The sequence below is a fragment of the Mesorhizobium sp. CO1-1-11 genome (assembly GCF_020164995.1).
Lineage (GTDB): Bacteria > Pseudomonadota > Alphaproteobacteria > Rhizobiales > Rhizobiaceae > Mesorhizobium > Mesorhizobium australicum.
In genome coordinates this window covers 40,142-56,453 of sequence record NZ_JAIUHE010000021.1, presented here as the reverse complement: position 1 = coordinate 56,453, position 16,312 = coordinate 40,142, and the positions used below count along the sequence as shown (strand labels likewise).

Below are 16,312 nucleotides of genomic sequence, written 5' to 3'. Positions count from 1 at the left end.
GCCAAGTGCGGGTTCCGTCCCCCGGGCCGGACCCGGGAGAGGGTGGTTAGGCCAAGGGAATCACACCGTTTTGTTGGTGGTTTTGGTGGTTTTCTTGGCCAAGAATGGGGTTTTGCCGGGACGAGGCGACGCAGCGACGCGCCCGGCCCAATGGTTCGCATTGAGGCTGGGGGCATCGAATGCAAGAAGAGCCATCAAAAGGCCGCGCATCGAAAAACGATCCCGTTCGAAGCGGGCTTTTACGCGGTTTGCGGCAGGAGTCAATTGGCGGTACGCCGCATAGCCTTCACGGCACCCTGTACAAGAAGGGCGGCAGGAAGTACGAACGGCCAAGATTGTTTGGCTGGCGTCGCCAGCCCCCGGCATGTGCTCCATGATGAGCGCAGAACCCTGAATTCCGAAAGAACGAGATGTCCAACTTCGATGGTATTGTTCCCGCGCTGGCACAAGCGCTGGAAAAACGCGGTTATTCCGACCTGACACCGGTGCAGAAGGCGGTGCTGGAGCTCGGCCAGGCCGACGCGCTGGTGTCGGCGCAGACCGGCTCGGGCAAGACCGTCGCCTTCGGCCTTGCCATGGCGCCGACGCTGCTCGACGGCGCGGAACGTTTCGGCCCGGCAGCGGCGCCGCTGGCATTGGCGGTGGCGCCGACACGCGAACTGGCGCTGCAGGTGACGCGCGAGCTCGAATGGCTCTATGAGCCAACCGGCGCCACGGTGGCGTCCTGCGTCGGCGGCATGGATATGCGCACCGAACGGCGCGCGCTGGAGCGCGGCGCCCATATCGTCGTCGGCACGCCCGGCCGGCTGCGCGACCACATCACGCGGCATTCGCTCGACATGTCGACGCTGAAGGCCGTGGTTCTCGACGAGGCCGACGAGATGCTCGACCTCGGCTTTCGCGAGGACCTCGAATTCATCCTCGATGCCGCACCGGCCGAGCGCCGGACGCTGATGTTCTCGGCCACCGTGCCGCGCTCCATCGCCACGCTCGCACAGGGCTATCAGCGCGATGCCGTGCGCATCTCGGCCGCCGGCGAGGAAAAGCAGCATCTCGACATCGAGTATCGGGCGCTGAATGTAGCCCAGGCCGACCGCGAGAACGCCATCATCAACGTGCTGCGCTTCTATGAGGCCAAGAACGCGCTGGTGTTCTGCAACACGCGCGCCGCCGTCAACCATCTGACCGCACGCTTCAACAACCGCAATTTTTCCGTCGTGGCGCTCTCGGGTGAACTCAGCCAGAACGAACGCAGCCACGCGCTGCAGGCGATGCGCGACGGCCGCGCGAAAGTCTGCATCGCCACCGACGTCGCGGCGCGCGGCATCGACCTGCCCAATCTCGAGCTGGTGATCCACGCCGACCTGCCGACCAATCCCGAAACGCTGCTGCACCGAAGCGGCCGCACGGGACGTGCCGGGCGCAAGGGCGTCAGCGCGCTGATCGTGCCTAACAGCGCCCGCAGGCGCACCGAGCGGCTGCTGCAAAGCGCCAAGCTGACGGCGACCTGGGCGAGCCCGCCCTCGGCCGACGACGTGATGCGGCGCGACGACGAGCGCATTCTTGCCGACCCGGCTTTCGACGAACCGGTCAAGGATGACGAGCGCGAGTTCATCGATGCGCTTCTTAGCCGGCATGGCGCCGAACAGGTGGCGGCCGCTTTCGTGCGCCAATGCCGCGCCAGCCGCTCGGCGCCCGAGGATCTCATGGACGTCGCGCCTTTCACGCCATCGCGTGAAAGAGCGGCGGGCGAAAAATTCAGCCCTCGCGACGAGGCACCGAGCCGCCGCGACGATTTCGGCGCCAGCGTCTGGTTCTCGCTGTCGGTGGGGCGCCGGCAGAATGCCGAGCCGCGCTGGCTGATCCCGATGCTGTGTCGTGCCGGCAGCATTTCCAAGCGCGAGATCGGCGCCATCAAGATGCAGCCGGAAGAGACGTTCGTGCAGATCGCCGCCGACTGGGCGGAGCGCTTTCTCGCCGCGATCGGTCCCGACCGCAAATTGCAGGGCAACATCGTGGTCAAGCGGCTGGACGGCACGCCGGACCTGTCGCGGGCCGGCTATCAGCCGCCGAGCCCGGACAAGAAGCCGCATCGCGGCAAGGCGCCGTTCGACCCGAACGCGCCGAAGCGCAAATTCGAGAAGCGTGCACCGGCTTCAGTCGACCATCGTCCGGCCACCACGCATGAGGCAAAGCCGTGGGCGAAGAAGCCGGGCAAGCCGAAATTCGACAACGCCGGTCCGCCAAAAAACAAGAAGACGAAGAAGCGGCCTTCGTAGGAATCCAGACTGGCCGCGCTCTGCTTCAGGCCGGCCCGGATGATCGCCGCCCAGCTTGCCGACGCCAGTGTCGGCCGGTGCTGTCTGGCGATGTGCCCGGCCAGGGACGCGCGGCAGGCATCGGAACGCTTGGCTGTCATAGCTATGGGCGGCTTGCCCATGGGCTTGGGCCTGTGCCACATCTTGGCAGGGAACGGGCTACAAGGGGCGGGCGGATGCGCGGTGAAGTGCTTCACTATGACGAGGACCAGGGCTTCGGCTTCATCACCGGAGCCGACGGCAGCAGCTACACTTTCACCCGCGAGAACCTGCGCCGGCAAACCGCCATGCCCAACGGGACGGCGGTCGAGTTCCAGCCGGGCGGCGGCCAGGCGCGCGACGTCTTTTCGATCGCTGGCCAAACCACCGCAGGCCCGGCCGTGAACTCGACGGTTGGCGCAGGCATAGATGCGGCACCGGCCCAAGCCGGCACCGCATCCACAGCCCGCGCACCGCAGGCGCAGCATTTCGGCCGATCCAGCGAGAGCGCAACCGCCGAACCCAGTGATCTCTGGGGCTATTTCTGGCGTGGACTGACGCAGAACTACTTCAACTTCGCCGGCCGCGCCCGCCGCAAGGAATATTGGGGCTATTGCCTGTTTTGGGTGGTCTGCCTGCTGATCGTCGGCGGCATCGGCATCTTCACCGATATCGAAATGGGCAATTTCGACACAGATGTCTCGGCGGCGGTGACGGTCGGCCTCTGCGGCACCTTCCTCCTGGCGACGCTCCTGCCCGGCCTCGGCATGACCGTGCGCCGGCTGCACGATATCGGCCTGTCGGGCTGGCTCTATCTGGTGATCCTGATCCCCAGCATCGGCAGCCTGATCATCCTGGTCTTCGCGCTGATCCCGACCCAGGCGCGTGAAAACCAGTGGGGACCGATACCGGCGGGAGTCAGGGTTTAGGAGCCAGATCCCTCGAAAAGTCACTCCAAAAAACGACGGTTCAGCCGAACTTCGTATCACAGACGAAGATTCCGCTTGCAATTTAATCCGCGCACAGATAGTCTGTGTGCAGATTAAATAGGTGAATGGAGCAAGACGATGTGGACCAATGAATACACCGCGACTTCCCCCCTTCCTGCGCAAGCCATCTGGAACGCGCTCAAGGCCTTGCATGAAGGCCGCCTGACTTATGAAGGCTCCGATACCTTCGTGCTGCATGGGCCATTCGCCAAGGGCACCCGCGTCTCGGTGACGCCGGTCGGTCAGGACACGTTCGAATCGACCATCGTCGATCTCGTCGAAAACGTCACCTATGCCGATGAAACTTCGTTCGGCGACACCAAGCTGCTGTTCCGGCACACTCTGGTGCCCGTCGAAGGCGGCACGCAGGTGACGCACCGGCTCGATATCTCAGGCCGTTCGGCCGCCGAGGTCGGCCCGGAACTCGGGCCCCAGATCAGTGGCGATTTCGACGTGTCGATGGCCAAGTTGTTCGAGCAGGCGGAGGCGTTGGCGAACCATGGCTGAACTCGACACGCGCTTCAAGGGCGGGCCGTCGGAGAGCCCCGGCTTGCTGCTCTGGCGAACCACCATGCGCTGGCAGCGCGTCATGGCGGCGGCGCTGGCGCCGCTCGACCTGACGCATGTCCAGTTCGTGCTGCTCGCCTCGGCGATGTGGCTTGGCCGCAATGGCGAACCGCCCAACCAGGTGCAGCTCGCCGCCCAGGCCGGCACGGAGGTGAAGATGACCTCTGACGTCGTCGCCCGGCTGGAGGCCAAGGGTTTGATCGCACGCGAAGCCGATTCCCGGGACTCCCGGGCCAAGGTGATCCGCGTCACCGCCGCCGGGGCGGCGGCCGCCCAGCAAGCGATCGTCGCCGTCGAGGCCGCCGACTCAGCGTTTTTCGAGCCGGTGGACGAGGCGCGGCTCGTCGGCCTGCTGCGGCAGCTTGCCGGCGAGATCCGCTGATTATCCCAGGAACTTGGCGATGATCGCGTCGCCCATTTCGACCGTGCCGACCTCGGTCATGCCGGGTGAGAAAATATCCTTGGTGCGCAGGCCCTGGTCGAGCACGGCGGCGATAGCGCCTTCAAGCTTGTCGGCTTCGTCGACCATGCCAAAGGAATAGCGCAGGCACATGGCGAAGGAGGCGATCATGGCGATCGGGTTGGCGATGCCCTTGCCGGCAATGTCGGGTGCCGAACCGTGCACCGGCTCGTACAGCGCCTTGCGCTTCTTGGTCTTGGCGTCAGGCGCGCCGAGCGAGGCCGACGGCAGCATGCCGATCGAGCCGGTCAGCATGGCGGCGATGTCGGACAGCATGTCGCCGAACAGATTGTCGGTGACGATGACGTCGAACTGCTTTGGCCAGCGCACCAGCTGCATGCCGCCGGCATCGGCCAGCATGTGGTCGAGCTTGACGTCGGAATAGCGTGCCTTGTGGGTCTGGGTGACGACCTCGTTCCACAGCACGCCCGACTTCATGACGTTGCGCTTTTCCATCGAGGTGACATGGTTCTTCCGGGTCCGCGCGAGCTCGAAAGCGACGCCCGAAATGCGCTCGATCTCGAACGTGTCGTAGACCTGGGTATCGATGCCGCGCTTCTGGCCGTTGCCGAGATCGATGATCTGCTTGGGCTCGCCGAAATAGACGCCGCCGGTCAGCTCACGCACGATGAGGATGTCGAGGCCTTCGACGACTTCCTGCTTCAGCGAGGACGACGCGGCCAGCGCCGGATAGCAGATGGCGGGCCTGAGATTGGCGAACAGCTCCATGTCCTTGCGCAGGCGCAGCAGGCCGGCTTCGGGGCGCACCTCGTAAGGCACGGCATCCCATTTCGGGCCGCCGACGGCGCCGAACAGCACCGCGTCCGCAGCCATCGCCTTTTCCATGTCGGCGTCGGAGATCGCCGCGCCGTGCGCATCGTGAGCGCAGCCGCCGACCAGGCCCTCGTCGGTGACGAAGCCACTGCCGAGCTTTGCGTTCATGGCCGAGATCAGCTTCTTGACCTCGGCCATCGCCTCGGGGCCGATGCCGTCGCCGGGGAGCAGGAAAAGATGCTTCGTTGCCATGGTGAGCCGTCCTAGAAAGAATGCGTTTCGGTTTGCACGGCGTCCTTCGCGCGCCAAAGAGGCGCGCGGCGCTGTGCGACGCGGCCTTGCTAAACGCCAAGCGGTTGCAGCGCAAGGGGAGGACGAAGGACCTGTCGCCGCTGTCCCGCCGGCATGTCCAAGTTAGTGGCCACGGAAGATGCGCTCACCGGTGCGAGAGAATGTTGACCAGCCGGCCCAGCGGATCGCGCACATAGAAGCGCCGCACGCCCCAGGGTTCATCAGCGGGCCCGTATTCGACGGCGAAGCCGGCGCCCTTCATGGCTTCGAATGCCGCATCGACATCGTCCACCTCGATCGACAGATCCGGCACCGGCGTACCGGACCCGCCTTGCGCCATGAAGCTGACCTGCAGCTGCATCATGTCCTCGGAACCGTAGGTTACGATCCAGCCCTGATCCATCAGGATGTCGAGGCCAAGCACGTCGTGGTAGAAACGGTTCGCCGCGGCCACGTCCGGCGTTTCGATATTGGCCACGATACGCCGGACCTTCATGGCGGAAGTCTCCTCACATGGTACGCCGCAGCGCCGTCACCTCGATCTCGATCTTCATTTCCGGCTTGTTGAGCTGGCAGACGATCATCGTCGCCGCCGGCCTGATGTCGCCGAATGTCTCGCCAAGGATCGGGAAGACGACATCCACGAAGGCCTGGTCGGTGATGTAGTAGTGCGCGCGCACCACGTCGGATATCTCGAAGCCGCCATCCTGCAACGCCTTGCCGATCGTCGCCAGGCAATTGCGCGTCTGCGCCTCGACACTGTCCGGCATCGTCATGGTGGCGTAATCGTAGCCGGTCGTCCCGGACACGAAGCACCAGTCGCCCTGCACCACGGCGCGTGAATAGCCGGCGGTCTTTTCGAACGGCGAGCCGGTTGAGATGAGCTTGCGCATGGGGGAGCCTCGCATTGTTGCAGCTAGTCTGCGGGGAAAAACCGATCCTGCCATGGGCCAATGCGGATGGATCGGCGGTGCAGAAACTGTGGCCTCGACGGGCCAGCTTGTGCCCGGACGCCACAAAGGGAAATCGGCAAAGTCAACCGCCGCCACAATTTCTGCTTGCATTCAGGAACAAAAAGAGAACTATATATGTATCCGCGAGAGCAGACGCGGTCACTCCGGGGGGAGGAATCATTATGTCAAGCCGCACCGTCGCGCTCGCTCGCGCCTTCGTGGTACGGTTTTCGCGCGTGCCGGTGGTAGTCTTGACAGCGATGGCGGCCCAGGCCGGGCTTGGCTCTACGGCGCTTGGCGCGGGCATGGATTACGCCACCTGTTTCAGCGACGGCAAGGTTGGCGCCGACCAGCAGATCGCCGCCTGCACGCCCATCGCCGAGGACAGCAGCGAGATACCCGATCTGCGCGTGAATGCCTATTTCTGGCGTGGCCTTGCCTATACGCAAAAGAATGATATCGACCATGTCATCGCTGACATGAATGAGGTGATAGCGCTCGATCCGACTTACGTGCGCGCTTTTACCAACCGCGCCATTGCCTGGGAGAGCAAGGGGGACTTCGACCGAGCCGTGGCGGACTATACGGGCGCGATCGCGCTCACGCCGAACGACGCCAACCTCTACGCCTATCGCGCCAGGGCACTCGGCAAAGGAGGCGAGCATGATCGCGCTATTGCCGAGTGCGACAAGGCGATCGACATCGACCCCGCCAACGAGATCGCCTATGGCGTGCGCGGTGTCCAATGGGAAGACAAGGGCGACGCGGCGCGGTCCCAAGCCGACTATGACAAAGCGGAGAGCGTCCGTACCGACCCGGTCGCGCCTTATCAAGACCGCGTCCGCTCGTGGATCGCGAAGGGCGAGCGCAAGCGCGCTGAAGCCGACTGCAAGTACATAGCTGGCGTCGACGTGAGCAAAGGACGCGCTTGCAGCCACCTGATCGTGAAAGCTCTCGGCGACCCGCGCGACGGCGGCCCCGGCTCAAACCCCGCTTCTGCTCAAAATGCGATTGGAGTGGGGTGGCAGGAAAAGGGCGACCATACCCGCGCCATCGCTGCATTCGACGAGGCTATCCGGCTCAATCCAACAAGTTCCGCTTTCTACTTCAATCGCGCCAAGAGCTGGGGCTTAAAGAAGAATTATACCCGCGCGCTCACCGATCTGAATGAAGCCGTCCGCCGCAACCCGGCCAACGCCGAGGCTTATCGCGTGCGCGGGATGACTATGGCTCGAATCGGCAATTCAAAGGAGGCTTTTGCCGACCTCGACAAAGCGATTTCCATCAGTGCCGACGATCCAAAACCGTATTTTGAGAGGGCGCTTGTCTGGGAGACGAGCGATCCCAACAAGGCACTCGCCGATCTGGATAAGGCAATCGCGCTCGATCCGGCCAACGTGGGTTACCGCAACGAAAGGCTTCGCGTCCAGCTCGACAAGCGCAGGGCGAAGGGGCAACCCGTACTGCAGGCACCAGACACGGAGGACAATCAGGGTCCCGAGACCGCCGACACCTCCAACCCAGCCGCGATGCAAGCGGCGAAGCCTGCCGAGCCTCCAACGTATGAGCCGTTTCAGCCATATCCCAAGAAGGTGGATCATTCCGAGATCGTGGCCTGGACGCTCAAGCGGGGCCTGGAGCAACAGGCGCGTGGAAATCTCAATGACGCGATAGACTCGTTCAATTTTGCAATCGAACGCGACCCCTACAATGCCGACGCCTTCTACAACCGCTCGATCGCCGAGGCATCGCGAGGGAACGACGCCGTCGCCGCCAAGGACTGCCGGCGCGCCGTTGATCTCGACCCCAGGCGAACGGGTTCCTGCAACGACCATGCGTCGGCCGAACCAGCCGAGTCGGCTGCGGGAGGGACCAGGAACCCGGCAGCTGCGAAAGTCCTGATCGAGCGCGCCAAGGCGCGTCTCGCGGAATATAGCGCCGGCAGCGCGCTCATCGATCTTGCCACTGCGATCCGCCTCGATCCCGACAATGCTGAAGCCTATCTGGCGCGAGGGCGAGCGAGGGCGACGAACGGGGACAAGGCCGGGGCATCGGCGGATTGCAGTCACGCGGTCGAACTCGATCCGAAATGGGCAGGAGCTTGCGACGAGCAGGTTGCAAGCGGCGAAAGCATGCAGTCGACTCCACCGAGGGTGGAACAGCCGAAGCCCTCCGTCGCGGCCGGGGTCGAAATCCTGGCCCGGCAACTCAGCCAGGATAAAGCAAAGCCAACCGAAAAGCTGCCCGCGTCAAAGATAACGGAGCTGGCTCAGGCGGCTCGCCCGGGCGTCCTGAGCGCAGTGCAGAACGGCGACACTTTCTCGGGTGCCGGAAAATACGAGCAAGCCATCGGGCAATATGAGAAGGCGATCGCCCTTGACCCCAATAGCCCGTTCGCCTATTTCGGTCGCGGCAAGGCCTGGGCCGCAAAACGCAACTACAGTCGAGCGATCGCCGACTATGATCGGGTGATCGATCTCCTCCCAAACTTAGAGTCGGCGTGGATCTTCCGGGGCGTCGCCAAGACCATGTCGGGCGATGTCGACGGAGCCTTGGCGGATTGTAGCCAGGCCGCCAAGATTGACCCGGAAGCGAGCGACGCATTTGTCTGTTCCGCGTCGGCTTGGAGCGCCAGGGGCGACGCCGAGCGGGCGATCGCGGCCTACTCAGTGGCGATTAAGATCGACCCGAAAAATGCAGCCAGTTACTTCGGGCGCGGCATGGCACGAGTCGACATGAATGACTATGAGGGCGCCATTGCCGATTTCGATCAGGCGATAAAATTCGATCCTTACAATGTCAGCTATGTGACCGAGCGCATTACGGCTCTGGCCGCGAAGGCAAAAGACGCTGCTGCATCGGGTGCCGTTGGGCCTGAGCCGAAGAATCTAAAGGCTTTGACCGATCGTGGCTACACTATTCCACCTGCAGCCAGAGTGGCTTTCGAGCAGGGAGGGGTGCTGGATAACGAAAATGACTATGACGGCGCCATCGCGCAGTATGGCAAGGCAATCCTCCTGTTCCCTGCATTCCGGGACGCATATGTGGCCCGCGCCTTCCTTTGGGAGATAAAGGGCGATTATGCTCAGGCCATTGCCGATTTCAGCCTTGCGATCGCGATCAATCCCGACATTGGCGAGACCTATGGCGATCGCGGCCGCAACCTCAAATATCAAGGGGATTATGACGGAGCGTTGGCGGATTACGACAAAGCCGTCCGTCTTGATCCAACGAACGCCAGGAGCTATGCCGGTCGAGGCATGTTCCGAATGGCCCGGCGAGAAGACGCAGCAGCACTTGCCGATTTCGAGACTGTGCTCAGCCTCGATCGCAATAACGTTTTCGGTTACTTCGGCCGAGGAGCGATCGGCGTTCGCCAATCGAACTATGATGGCGCCATTGCCGATCTGAACCAAGCAATAAGGATGAAGCCGAATTTCGCTGCCGCTTATCAAGCGCGAAGCCAAGCATGGGAAGCCAAGGGAAACCACAAACGCGCCGAGGCCGACCGCAAGAAAGCGCTCAGCCTCGAAGCGAAATAAGCTTGTCCGTCGGAGTTGCATGGAGGTCGGTCCGACTGGCCCGATGGCGGGCTCACAACGGTGAGCCGGTGATGAATCAGGCTCGCAGTTGCGCCAGGACGCCTGCGATATCACCCATGCCCAATGCCCGATGATGCGACCGTCTTCCACCCGAAAAAATGTCGCAGGAGGTGAAGTGCAGCGTCCGGCCGGTCGGTGCGACACCGAAATAGACACCCTTGTGTGCCGCTGTAGACGAAGCTCGCGGTCCTTGTCGGCGACCACGACTTCCGTGACGACTTTGAGATCCGGCATTGCCGTCAGCCGCGCCTTGAAGAAAGCGACCGTCGCCTGTTTCGGACTGACATTGGCCGGCGGCGGTGCCGCGGCGCTCTGTTGATGATTCACATAGGTGTCGGCGAACAGTTCGGAGAAGGCATCGATATCGCCCGCGCTCAATGTCGCCGCGAACCGTCCCGCCAGTGGTTGAGCCGAGCAGCCGCCCGGGCGAGGGTCGGCGTCAGCAAGCCGCCACCAAGAAGCAGCCCGGCTGCTGTCACTTGTCGCTGATTCTGCATCGTAGCCTCCGTCGGGAAATGGCGACGGAAGACCGTCGCGCTTGGCGACAGCGCTAGTTCGCCGACCCCAGCGCCTTGTCCAGCGCTTCCTTCACATCGGCCGGCCATGTCGCCAGCGCCGGCCAGGCGTTCGGTTGGCCATTGTCGCCGCGGCGGGCGAAATAGAGCTGGTGCTTGGCCGGGTCGACGGCCATGAAGCCGTCATTGCCGCCGCAATCATGCGGCACGCAGCCGCTGGCGAAGAAGGCGCCGGACGCGGTCTTTTCCGTGCCGCCGCCGACCAGCAGGCTGGTCGCCATATCGGGCATGTCCTTGCCGAGCAGCTTTTCGGCTTCCTTGTAGACAGCCTCATTGTGGAAGGCGTCGATGATGTTCTGGTACTTTTCCGGATCGATGTCTTTCCAGTCGGTGCCGGGTTCGGGCATGTAGGTGAGATTGCCCGAAATCGTCAGCCCATCCGTCGGCGACCACTGCAGGGCCGGCTTCTGGTCCCCCGGCAGGAGATAGGGCACGAAATAGATGGCGTTGTCGGACACTCCCGCGGGCGGCGCTCCGCACTCGTCCTGCTCGACCTTGGTGCTCTGGATGGCGCCGCCTTCTGGCTTCCAGACGATCACCGTCGCCGGGCCGCATTGATTGCCGCCATCGCCAACATCGAACAAGGCCACCTTGATGCCGCCAACCTCCACAATCTTGTCGAAGAAGAGATCATAATTGCTGGCCAGTTGCTTACCGTCATAAGCAAGCACCTTCTCGCCGTCCTGCTCCGGCTGCGTGATGGTGAGGTGGCCGCCTTCGAACGGCACCGGCGCCTGTTTGTCGTCGTCGGCGGCGTCGGCGGCGTTGGCTCCCGCATCCTGATCGGGGGCCGGCTTTTCCACCGCCGGCGCCCTCTGCGCGGCGGGCGTCTGAGTCTGCGCGAGCCCGCTCGCGGCGGGCGCCAGCAACAAGGCCAGCCCGCAAAAGCCGGCAAGAAGCTGATGTCTCATGACTGTCCCTCCCTCGACCCGGCCCGGAAAGGGCCGGTCTTGGCGGCCGCTCAAGCCCAGGGGCGCAGTTCGGCGTTCTTCTTCTCGAACGAGGCGATGGCGCCTGCCTTTTCCATGGTCAGGCCGATATCGTCGAGCCCATTGAGCAGGCAGTGCCGCTTGAAGTCGTCGAGGTCGAAGGTGACCACGCCGCCGTCCGGACCACGGATTTCCTTGGCTTCGAGATCGACCGACAGGGTGGCGTTGGAGCCGCGCGATGCGTCGTCCATCAGCTTCTCCAGGTCCTCTGGGCTGACGGTGATCGGCAGCACGCCGTTCTTGAAGCAGTTGTTGTAGAAGATGTCGGCGAACGAGGTCGAGATGATGCAGCGTATGCCGAAATCGAGCAGCGCCCATGGCGCGTGTTCCCTGCTCGAGCCGCAGCCGAAATTGTCACCGGCAACCAGGATCTGCGCCTTGCGGTAAGCCGGCTTGTTGAGCACGAAATCCGGATTTTCGGAGCCGTCGTCCCTGTAGCGCATCTCGGCGAACAGGCCGGTGCCAAGCCCGGTGCGCTTGATCGTCTTGAGATAATCCTTCGGGATGATCATGTCGGTGTCGACATTGACGATCGGCAGGGGAGCGGCGACGCCGGTGAGCTTGGTGAATTTTTCCATGGCTTTGGCCCGTGTTTTCGTTGCGGGGGATTTGCTGAGGCTCGGTTTACACAAAGCCGCGGGCAAATAAAAGGCAACTGTTCGTGCGCGCCGGCACAAGGCGCTGCGCAAAACAGCTTCGAATTCACCGCCCGATGGTGCAGTCTGGTCCAATGGTGGAAAACTCCCACGTTCTCTATGCGCGTGAACCGGCGCTCGGCATTCCCGAATTCCGCCGCGTGCTGGTGGAATCCGGTCTCGGCGAAGTCCGGCCCGTCGATGACGAGGCAAGGCTGAAGGCGATGCTGGAGGGCGCCAACCTGATCGTGACCGCCCGTCTCGACATGGCCCACCTCGACAGGGCCGGTCTCGACATGGCCGGTCTCGACATGGGAGGCAGGCCGCTGATTGGCGTTGCCCGCTGCCTGGCCGACTTTTCCTGGGTCTGCTACATCAGCGATCTTGCCGTTTCGGCCAAGGCGCAAGGCCTGGGCATCGGCAAGGGACTGATGGACGAGGTGGCCCGGCAGCTCGGACCGTCGGTCGCCATCAGCCTGATTTCCATGCCGGACGCTGTCAGATTCTATGAACGCATCGGCATGAAGCGCGTGCCCGACGCCTTCTGGATCTCCCGCAAGCGCTGACTTTTCTTCTGTGATCCATCCATCGTCAACGGTGAGCGACCTTGTCGCTTGACATGCAACCAAATGGTTGCATATTAAAGCCATGAGCATGGATGCCGTCTTTCGCGCCCTGGCCGACCCGACACGCCGGCAATTGCTGGACAGCCTCCATGCCAGGAACGGACAGACGCTCAATGCGCTGTGCGCGGAGATGGCCATGACCCGCCAGGCGGTGACCAAGCACCTGGCGATCCTGGAAGAGGCGAACCTCGTCACCACCATCCGCCGGGGCCGAGAGAAGGAGCACTACCTCAACCCGGTTCCGATCAATGAGATCGCCGAACGCTGGATCGGCAAATTCGAGCGCCACCGGCTTGAGGCATTGAGTGATCTGAAGAAACGCCTCGAAAGGGAAGACTGATGAGCAACAGCTTCGTTTACGTGACCTATATCCGCACCACGCCGGAGAAACTCTGGGAGGCGTTGACCGACCCGGAGTTCAACCGGCAGTTTTTCCTCTGCTCCTATCAGGAGAGCGACTGGAAAGTGGGCTCCAGCTGGAAGCTGATCTTCCCGGACGGCCGTGTCGCCGACAGTGGCGAGATTCTCGAGATCGACCCGCCACGACGCCTGGTCATCAAATGGCGCAATGAATGGATGCCCGAGATCAGGCAAGACGGCTACACGCGCTGCACCTTCACCATCGAGCCCGACGGCGAGCTGATGAAACTTGCCGTCACCCATGAGGCGGACGGCCCGCACAGGCTGATCGGCAATGTCGCCAAAGGCTGGCCGCTGGTGCTGGCCAGCCTGAAGAGCCTGCTCGAGACCGGCAAGGGATTCGAGCGTCCGCCATCGAAAGCTTGAACTCGTTTCGCTAGCGGAACAAATTTCACGTGGAGGCATCGATGATGCACGCTCTCAGGGTGCGGAGCATGACCAATGGCGAGACGATCATGGCATCGGCCGAGATCGGCGCGCCTCCCGAACGCGTCTTCAAGGCGCTGGTCGGCAAGGAAGCCGAGCAATGGTGGGGGTCAGCCGATACCTACCGGATGGTCGACTGGTCGGCCGACCTTCGCGTCGGCGGCCGCTGGACTGTTGTCGTGCGCACGGCCGGCGGTAGGGACCTGCCGGCCGGCGGCGAATTCCTCGAAATCGAAACACCGCGCCGGATCGTGCAGACGTGGGCCCATGGCTGGGACCATCCCACGCTTGGCCGGCGGCAAACCAGGGTCGCCTGGCTGCTGGAGCCTATCGCCGACGGCACGCGCGTCACCATCTGCCATGGCGGCTTTGGCGGGCGGCAAGAGGCGGCGGCTGAACATGCCGAGGACTGGGCCCGGGTGCTGGCCTGGCTGCAGGCGCATGTCGAGGCTGGAAGGCTGGCTGCGGCCTGATCGGCGTGCGGAGCGACGTCACGCCCCTCCGCACGCCTTGACCCACGCCTGTTCTGGTCCACATCCCATGCATGGGAAAACAGGCATGTTTCATAGGCACGGCTGGCTGGGGCATTCCGACACGATACAAGAATAATTTCCCGCAACCCGGATCGCATCTCGAACGCTACGCCCGGCACTTTCCGATCGTCGAGATCGACACGTCCTTCTACAAGCCGCACCGTCGCGAGACTTACGAACGCTGGGCACACGCCGTGCCGCAGCACTTCCGCTTCGCCGTCAAGATGCCGAAGGCGATCACCCATGAGCGCCGTCTCGTGGACTGCAACGAAATTTTGCAAAGCTTTCTCCAGGAGGTCGAAGGTCTCGGTGGAAAGCTGAGCGTGCTTCTGGTGCAGCTGCCGCCGAGCCTGTCCTTCGAGCCCGATGTCGCGAGCGATTTCTTCGACATGGTGGGCACCCGAACCGAAACTAGGCTGGTCTGCGAGCCGCGCCATCCCAGCTGGTTCGAAGCAGAGGCTGAAGCGCTTCTGGCCGATCGCCGGATCGCGCGCGTTGCCGCCGATCCCGCTCCGGTGCCACCTGCGGCGATGCCGGGCGGCTGGCCCGGCCTCGCCTATTTCCGCTGGCATGGCGCGCCGCGCGTCTACTATTCCGACTACGATGCCGACAGCCTCGACCGGTTCAGCCGGCAAGTCGAGGCCGCCGCCGCTTCGGGTGCCGAGGTCTGGGGAATCTTCGACAATACGGCCGGAGGCAATGCGCTGGGCAACGCGCTCAAGGTTGACGCCCAGACTTCGTCATTCTAGGGCGAAGCAAGGAGCGCAGCGACGCGGCGCAGACCCTAGAATCCATGCCGCGACGTCGACTTATCGCGACAATACGCGCCAATCGGCACCCCCTTCGTTCTGCGCCGTTAGAACACTACGACAACGGTAACGGCATGGATTCCAGGGTCTCCGCGACGTCGCTTCGCTCCTGCTCCGCCCTGGAATGACGAAGAAACTGAGCGCCTGGCAAACCCGCGAGGCAGCCCCTGACCTCAAATCACGTTCAATTCCCGGAAGGCCCGCCCTTCGGCGACGCGCGCGTAGCCAAATGCCGAGCAGTCGATCGTCCGGTAGCCGCCATGCACGATCAGTTCGGCCAGCGCCTTGCCGACCGCCGGCGCCTGTTGCAGGCCATGGCCGGAGAAACCGTTGGCGAACAGGAAATTCGTCACTTGCGGGTGCGGGCCGATCACGGCGTTCTGGTCCAGCGTGTTGTAGTCGTAGTGCCCGGCCCAGGCGCGCGTCGCCTTGATCGCCTCGAAGGCCGGGATGCGGGTTGCCAGCACCGGCCAGATTACCTCTTCGAACAGCGGCCAGTCGACGTCGAAGTCCCCGGGGTCGGCCGGACCGTCGCCCTCTTCCGGCTCAGCGCCGCCGGTGAGGTAGACCGAGCCTTCCGGCCTGACATAGATGCCGGAGGGATCGACCAATAATGGCATGTCAGTGAATTTGTCCCGCGCGTCGAACACGAAGACGTTGCGCTTGCGCGGCTCGACCGGCAGCGAAAGCTGGGCAAGGGCGGCGACCTTGCCGGCATTCGGCCCGGCGGCATTGATGACGGTGCCGGCCTCGAGCCGATCGCCATTGTCGAGGCTGACGCCGGTGACGCGGTCACCCTGCCGCTCGACGCCGGTGACCGACGCGCTGATGAAGTCGATCTTCTTCTGCCGCAGCGCCTTGCGAAACAGCATCAGCATCGCATGCGCGTCGAACCAGCCCTCGCCGGTCCGGCCATAGGCGCCGGCGGTGATGCCTTCGGCCGACAGCCAGGGGAAGCGGCGCGTCAGCTGGTCGGCGTCCTCGAGCAGGATGTCGGCTCCCTCGGCGACCTGCGCTTCGTGGTTGGCTTTCAGGATCGGCAGCCCGGCCTCGCCAGCAAGGATGAGATAGCCGCCCTCGCGAAAACCGATATCGGCGTCGGTGCCGAATTCTTCCTTCAGCCGCCGGAACAGTTTTAGCGTGAACTGCGACAGGCGGATGTTTTGCGGAATGGAGAATTGCTGGCGGATCGAGGCCATGGACAGCGTCGTCGCCGCATGGGCGAATTGCGGGTCGCGCTCGATCAGCGCGATCGAGCCGGAAAACCCTTCCTCGCGCAGATAGTAGGCGATCGAGGACCCGACGATGGCCCCGCCGATGATGACGATGTCGTAGCGCACTTTTTTCTCCGATCCGCCGTCCGCAA

At 63.5% G+C, this 16,312-nt stretch carries 17 protein-coding genes and 1 pseudogene; 10 read left to right on the top strand and 8 right to left on the bottom strand.

The window, feature by feature from the left end; all coding sequences use genetic code 11:
* Window positions 1–60 precede the first annotated feature (60 nt).
* Window positions 61–375 carry a hypothetical protein gene (locus tag LB554_RS23140; protein ID WP_224587120.1) on the bottom strand — a complete coding sequence of 105 codons (315 nt, stop codon included), beginning with the start codon at window positions 373–375 and terminating at the stop codon, window positions 61–63.
* Between the two features lie 35 nt (window positions 376–410).
* Here LB554_RS23140 and LB554_RS23135 point away from each other — a divergent pair, with 35 nt between their 5' ends.
* From LB554_RS23135 to LB554_RS23120, 4 genes are all read left to right on the top strand, one after another.
* A complete protein-coding gene (locus LB554_RS23135) occupies window positions 411–2,279 on the top strand; it encodes a DEAD/DEAH box helicase (RefSeq protein WP_140660419.1) in 1,869 nt (622 codons plus the stop codon).
* A gap of 215 nt (window positions 2,280–2,494) precedes the next feature.
* Window positions 2,495–3,226: a DUF805 domain-containing protein gene (locus tag LB554_RS23130; protein ID WP_140791642.1), complete on the top strand. Its 732-nt coding sequence runs from the start codon at window positions 2,495–2,497 to the stop codon at window positions 3,224–3,226.
* A 138-nt stretch (window positions 3,227–3,364) separates the two neighbouring features.
* Window positions 3,365–3,793, top strand: coding sequence for a polyketide cyclase (locus LB554_RS23125; protein ID WP_224587118.1), 429 nt, complete (start codon window positions 3,365–3,367; stop codon window positions 3,791–3,793).
* The gene (locus LB554_RS23120; protein WP_224587116.1) at window positions 3,786–4,235 is read left to right on the top strand and encodes a MarR family winged helix-turn-helix transcriptional regulator; all 450 of its coding nucleotides are present in this window, start codon (window positions 3,786–3,788) and stop codon (window positions 4,233–4,235) included. The genes LB554_RS23125 and LB554_RS23120 overlap by 8 nt, the downstream gene beginning before the upstream one ends.
* On the opposite strand, the gene leuB is transcribed toward LB554_RS23120, so the two are convergent.
* The 3 genes from leuB to LB554_RS23105 form a co-directional block, all read right to left on the bottom strand.
* A complete protein-coding gene (gene leuB, locus LB554_RS23115) occupies window positions 4,236–5,339 on the bottom strand; it encodes a 3-isopropylmalate dehydrogenase (protein WP_140660421.1) in 1,104 nt (367 codons plus the stop codon).
* Window positions 5,340–5,523: 184 nt separating this feature from the next.
* Window positions 5,524–5,874 (bottom strand): VOC family protein, encoded by a 351-nt coding sequence (locus LB554_RS23110; RefSeq protein ID WP_224587114.1) that lies wholly within the window; start codon window positions 5,872–5,874, stop codon window positions 5,524–5,526.
* A 13-nt stretch (window positions 5,875–5,887) separates the two neighbouring features.
* Window positions 5,888–6,271 (bottom strand): RidA family protein, encoded by a 384-nt coding sequence (locus LB554_RS23105; RefSeq protein ID WP_140618274.1) that lies wholly within the window; start codon window positions 6,269–6,271, stop codon window positions 5,888–5,890.
* A gap of 242 nt (window positions 6,272–6,513) precedes the next feature.
* Here LB554_RS23105 and LB554_RS23100 point away from each other — a divergent pair, with 242 nt between their 5' ends.
* Window positions 6,514–9,873 (top strand): tetratricopeptide repeat protein, encoded by a 3,360-nt coding sequence (locus tag LB554_RS23100; protein ID WP_224587111.1) that lies wholly within the window; start codon window positions 6,514–6,516, stop codon window positions 9,871–9,873.
* Between the two features lie 171 nt (window positions 9,874–10,044).
* On the opposite strand, the pseudogene LB554_RS29660 reads toward LB554_RS23100, so the two are convergent.
* From LB554_RS29660 to leuD, 3 genes and pseudogenes are all read right to left on the bottom strand, one after another.
* A pseudogene (locus tag LB554_RS29660) lies at window positions 10,045–10,311 on the bottom strand (nuclear transport factor 2 family protein); the annotation flags it as partial.
* A gap of 172 nt (window positions 10,312–10,483) precedes the next feature.
* Window positions 10,484–11,419: a hypothetical protein gene (locus tag LB554_RS23090; protein ID WP_224587109.1), complete on the bottom strand. Its 936-nt coding sequence runs from the start codon at window positions 11,417–11,419 to the stop codon at window positions 10,484–10,486.
* A 50-nt stretch (window positions 11,420–11,469) separates the two neighbouring features.
* Window positions 11,470–12,075 carry a 3-isopropylmalate dehydratase small subunit gene (gene leuD, locus LB554_RS23085; protein WP_224587107.1) on the bottom strand — a complete coding sequence of 202 codons (606 nt, stop codon included), beginning with the start codon at window positions 12,073–12,075 and terminating at the stop codon, window positions 11,470–11,472.
* Window positions 12,076–12,227: 152 nt separating this feature from the next.
* Here leuD and LB554_RS23080 point away from each other — a divergent pair, with 152 nt between their 5' ends.
* The 5 genes from LB554_RS23080 to LB554_RS23060 all read left to right on the top strand — a co-directional run bounded on the left by LB554_RS23080 (window position 12,228) and on the right by LB554_RS23060 (window position 14,886).
* A complete protein-coding gene (locus LB554_RS23080; protein ID WP_224587106.1) occupies window positions 12,228–12,698 on the top strand; it encodes a GNAT family N-acetyltransferase in 471 nt (156 codons plus the stop codon).
* A gap of 82 nt (window positions 12,699–12,780) precedes the next feature.
* Complete coding sequence (locus LB554_RS23075; RefSeq protein ID WP_224587103.1) at window positions 12,781–13,098, top strand: ArsR/SmtB family transcription factor; 318 nt, start codon at window positions 12,781–12,783, stop codon at window positions 13,096–13,098.
* Complete coding sequence (locus tag LB554_RS23070) at window positions 13,098–13,544, top strand: SRPBCC family protein (RefSeq protein WP_140660427.1); 447 nt, start codon at window positions 13,098–13,100, stop codon at window positions 13,542–13,544. The genes LB554_RS23075 and LB554_RS23070 overlap by 1 nt, the downstream gene beginning before the upstream one ends.
* A 41-nt stretch (window positions 13,545–13,585) precedes the next feature.
* Window positions 13,586–14,077, top strand: coding sequence for an SRPBCC domain-containing protein (locus LB554_RS23065; protein WP_140712227.1), 492 nt, complete (start codon window positions 13,586–13,588; stop codon window positions 14,075–14,077).
* Between the two features lie 71 nt (window positions 14,078–14,148).
* The gene (locus tag LB554_RS23060) at window positions 14,149–14,886 is read left to right on the top strand and encodes a DUF72 domain-containing protein (protein ID WP_224587102.1); all 738 of its coding nucleotides are present in this window, start codon (window positions 14,149–14,151) and stop codon (window positions 14,884–14,886) included.
* A 233-nt stretch (window positions 14,887–15,119) separates the two neighbouring features.
* Here the strand turns inward: LB554_RS23060 and LB554_RS23055 are convergent, their stop codons facing one another.
* On the bottom strand, window positions 15,120–16,286 hold the full coding sequence (locus tag LB554_RS23055; RefSeq protein ID WP_015314982.1) for an NAD(P)/FAD-dependent oxidoreductase: 1,167 nt from the start codon (window positions 16,284–16,286) through the stop codon (window positions 15,120–15,122).
* Window positions 16,287–16,312: the final 26 nt, after the last annotated feature.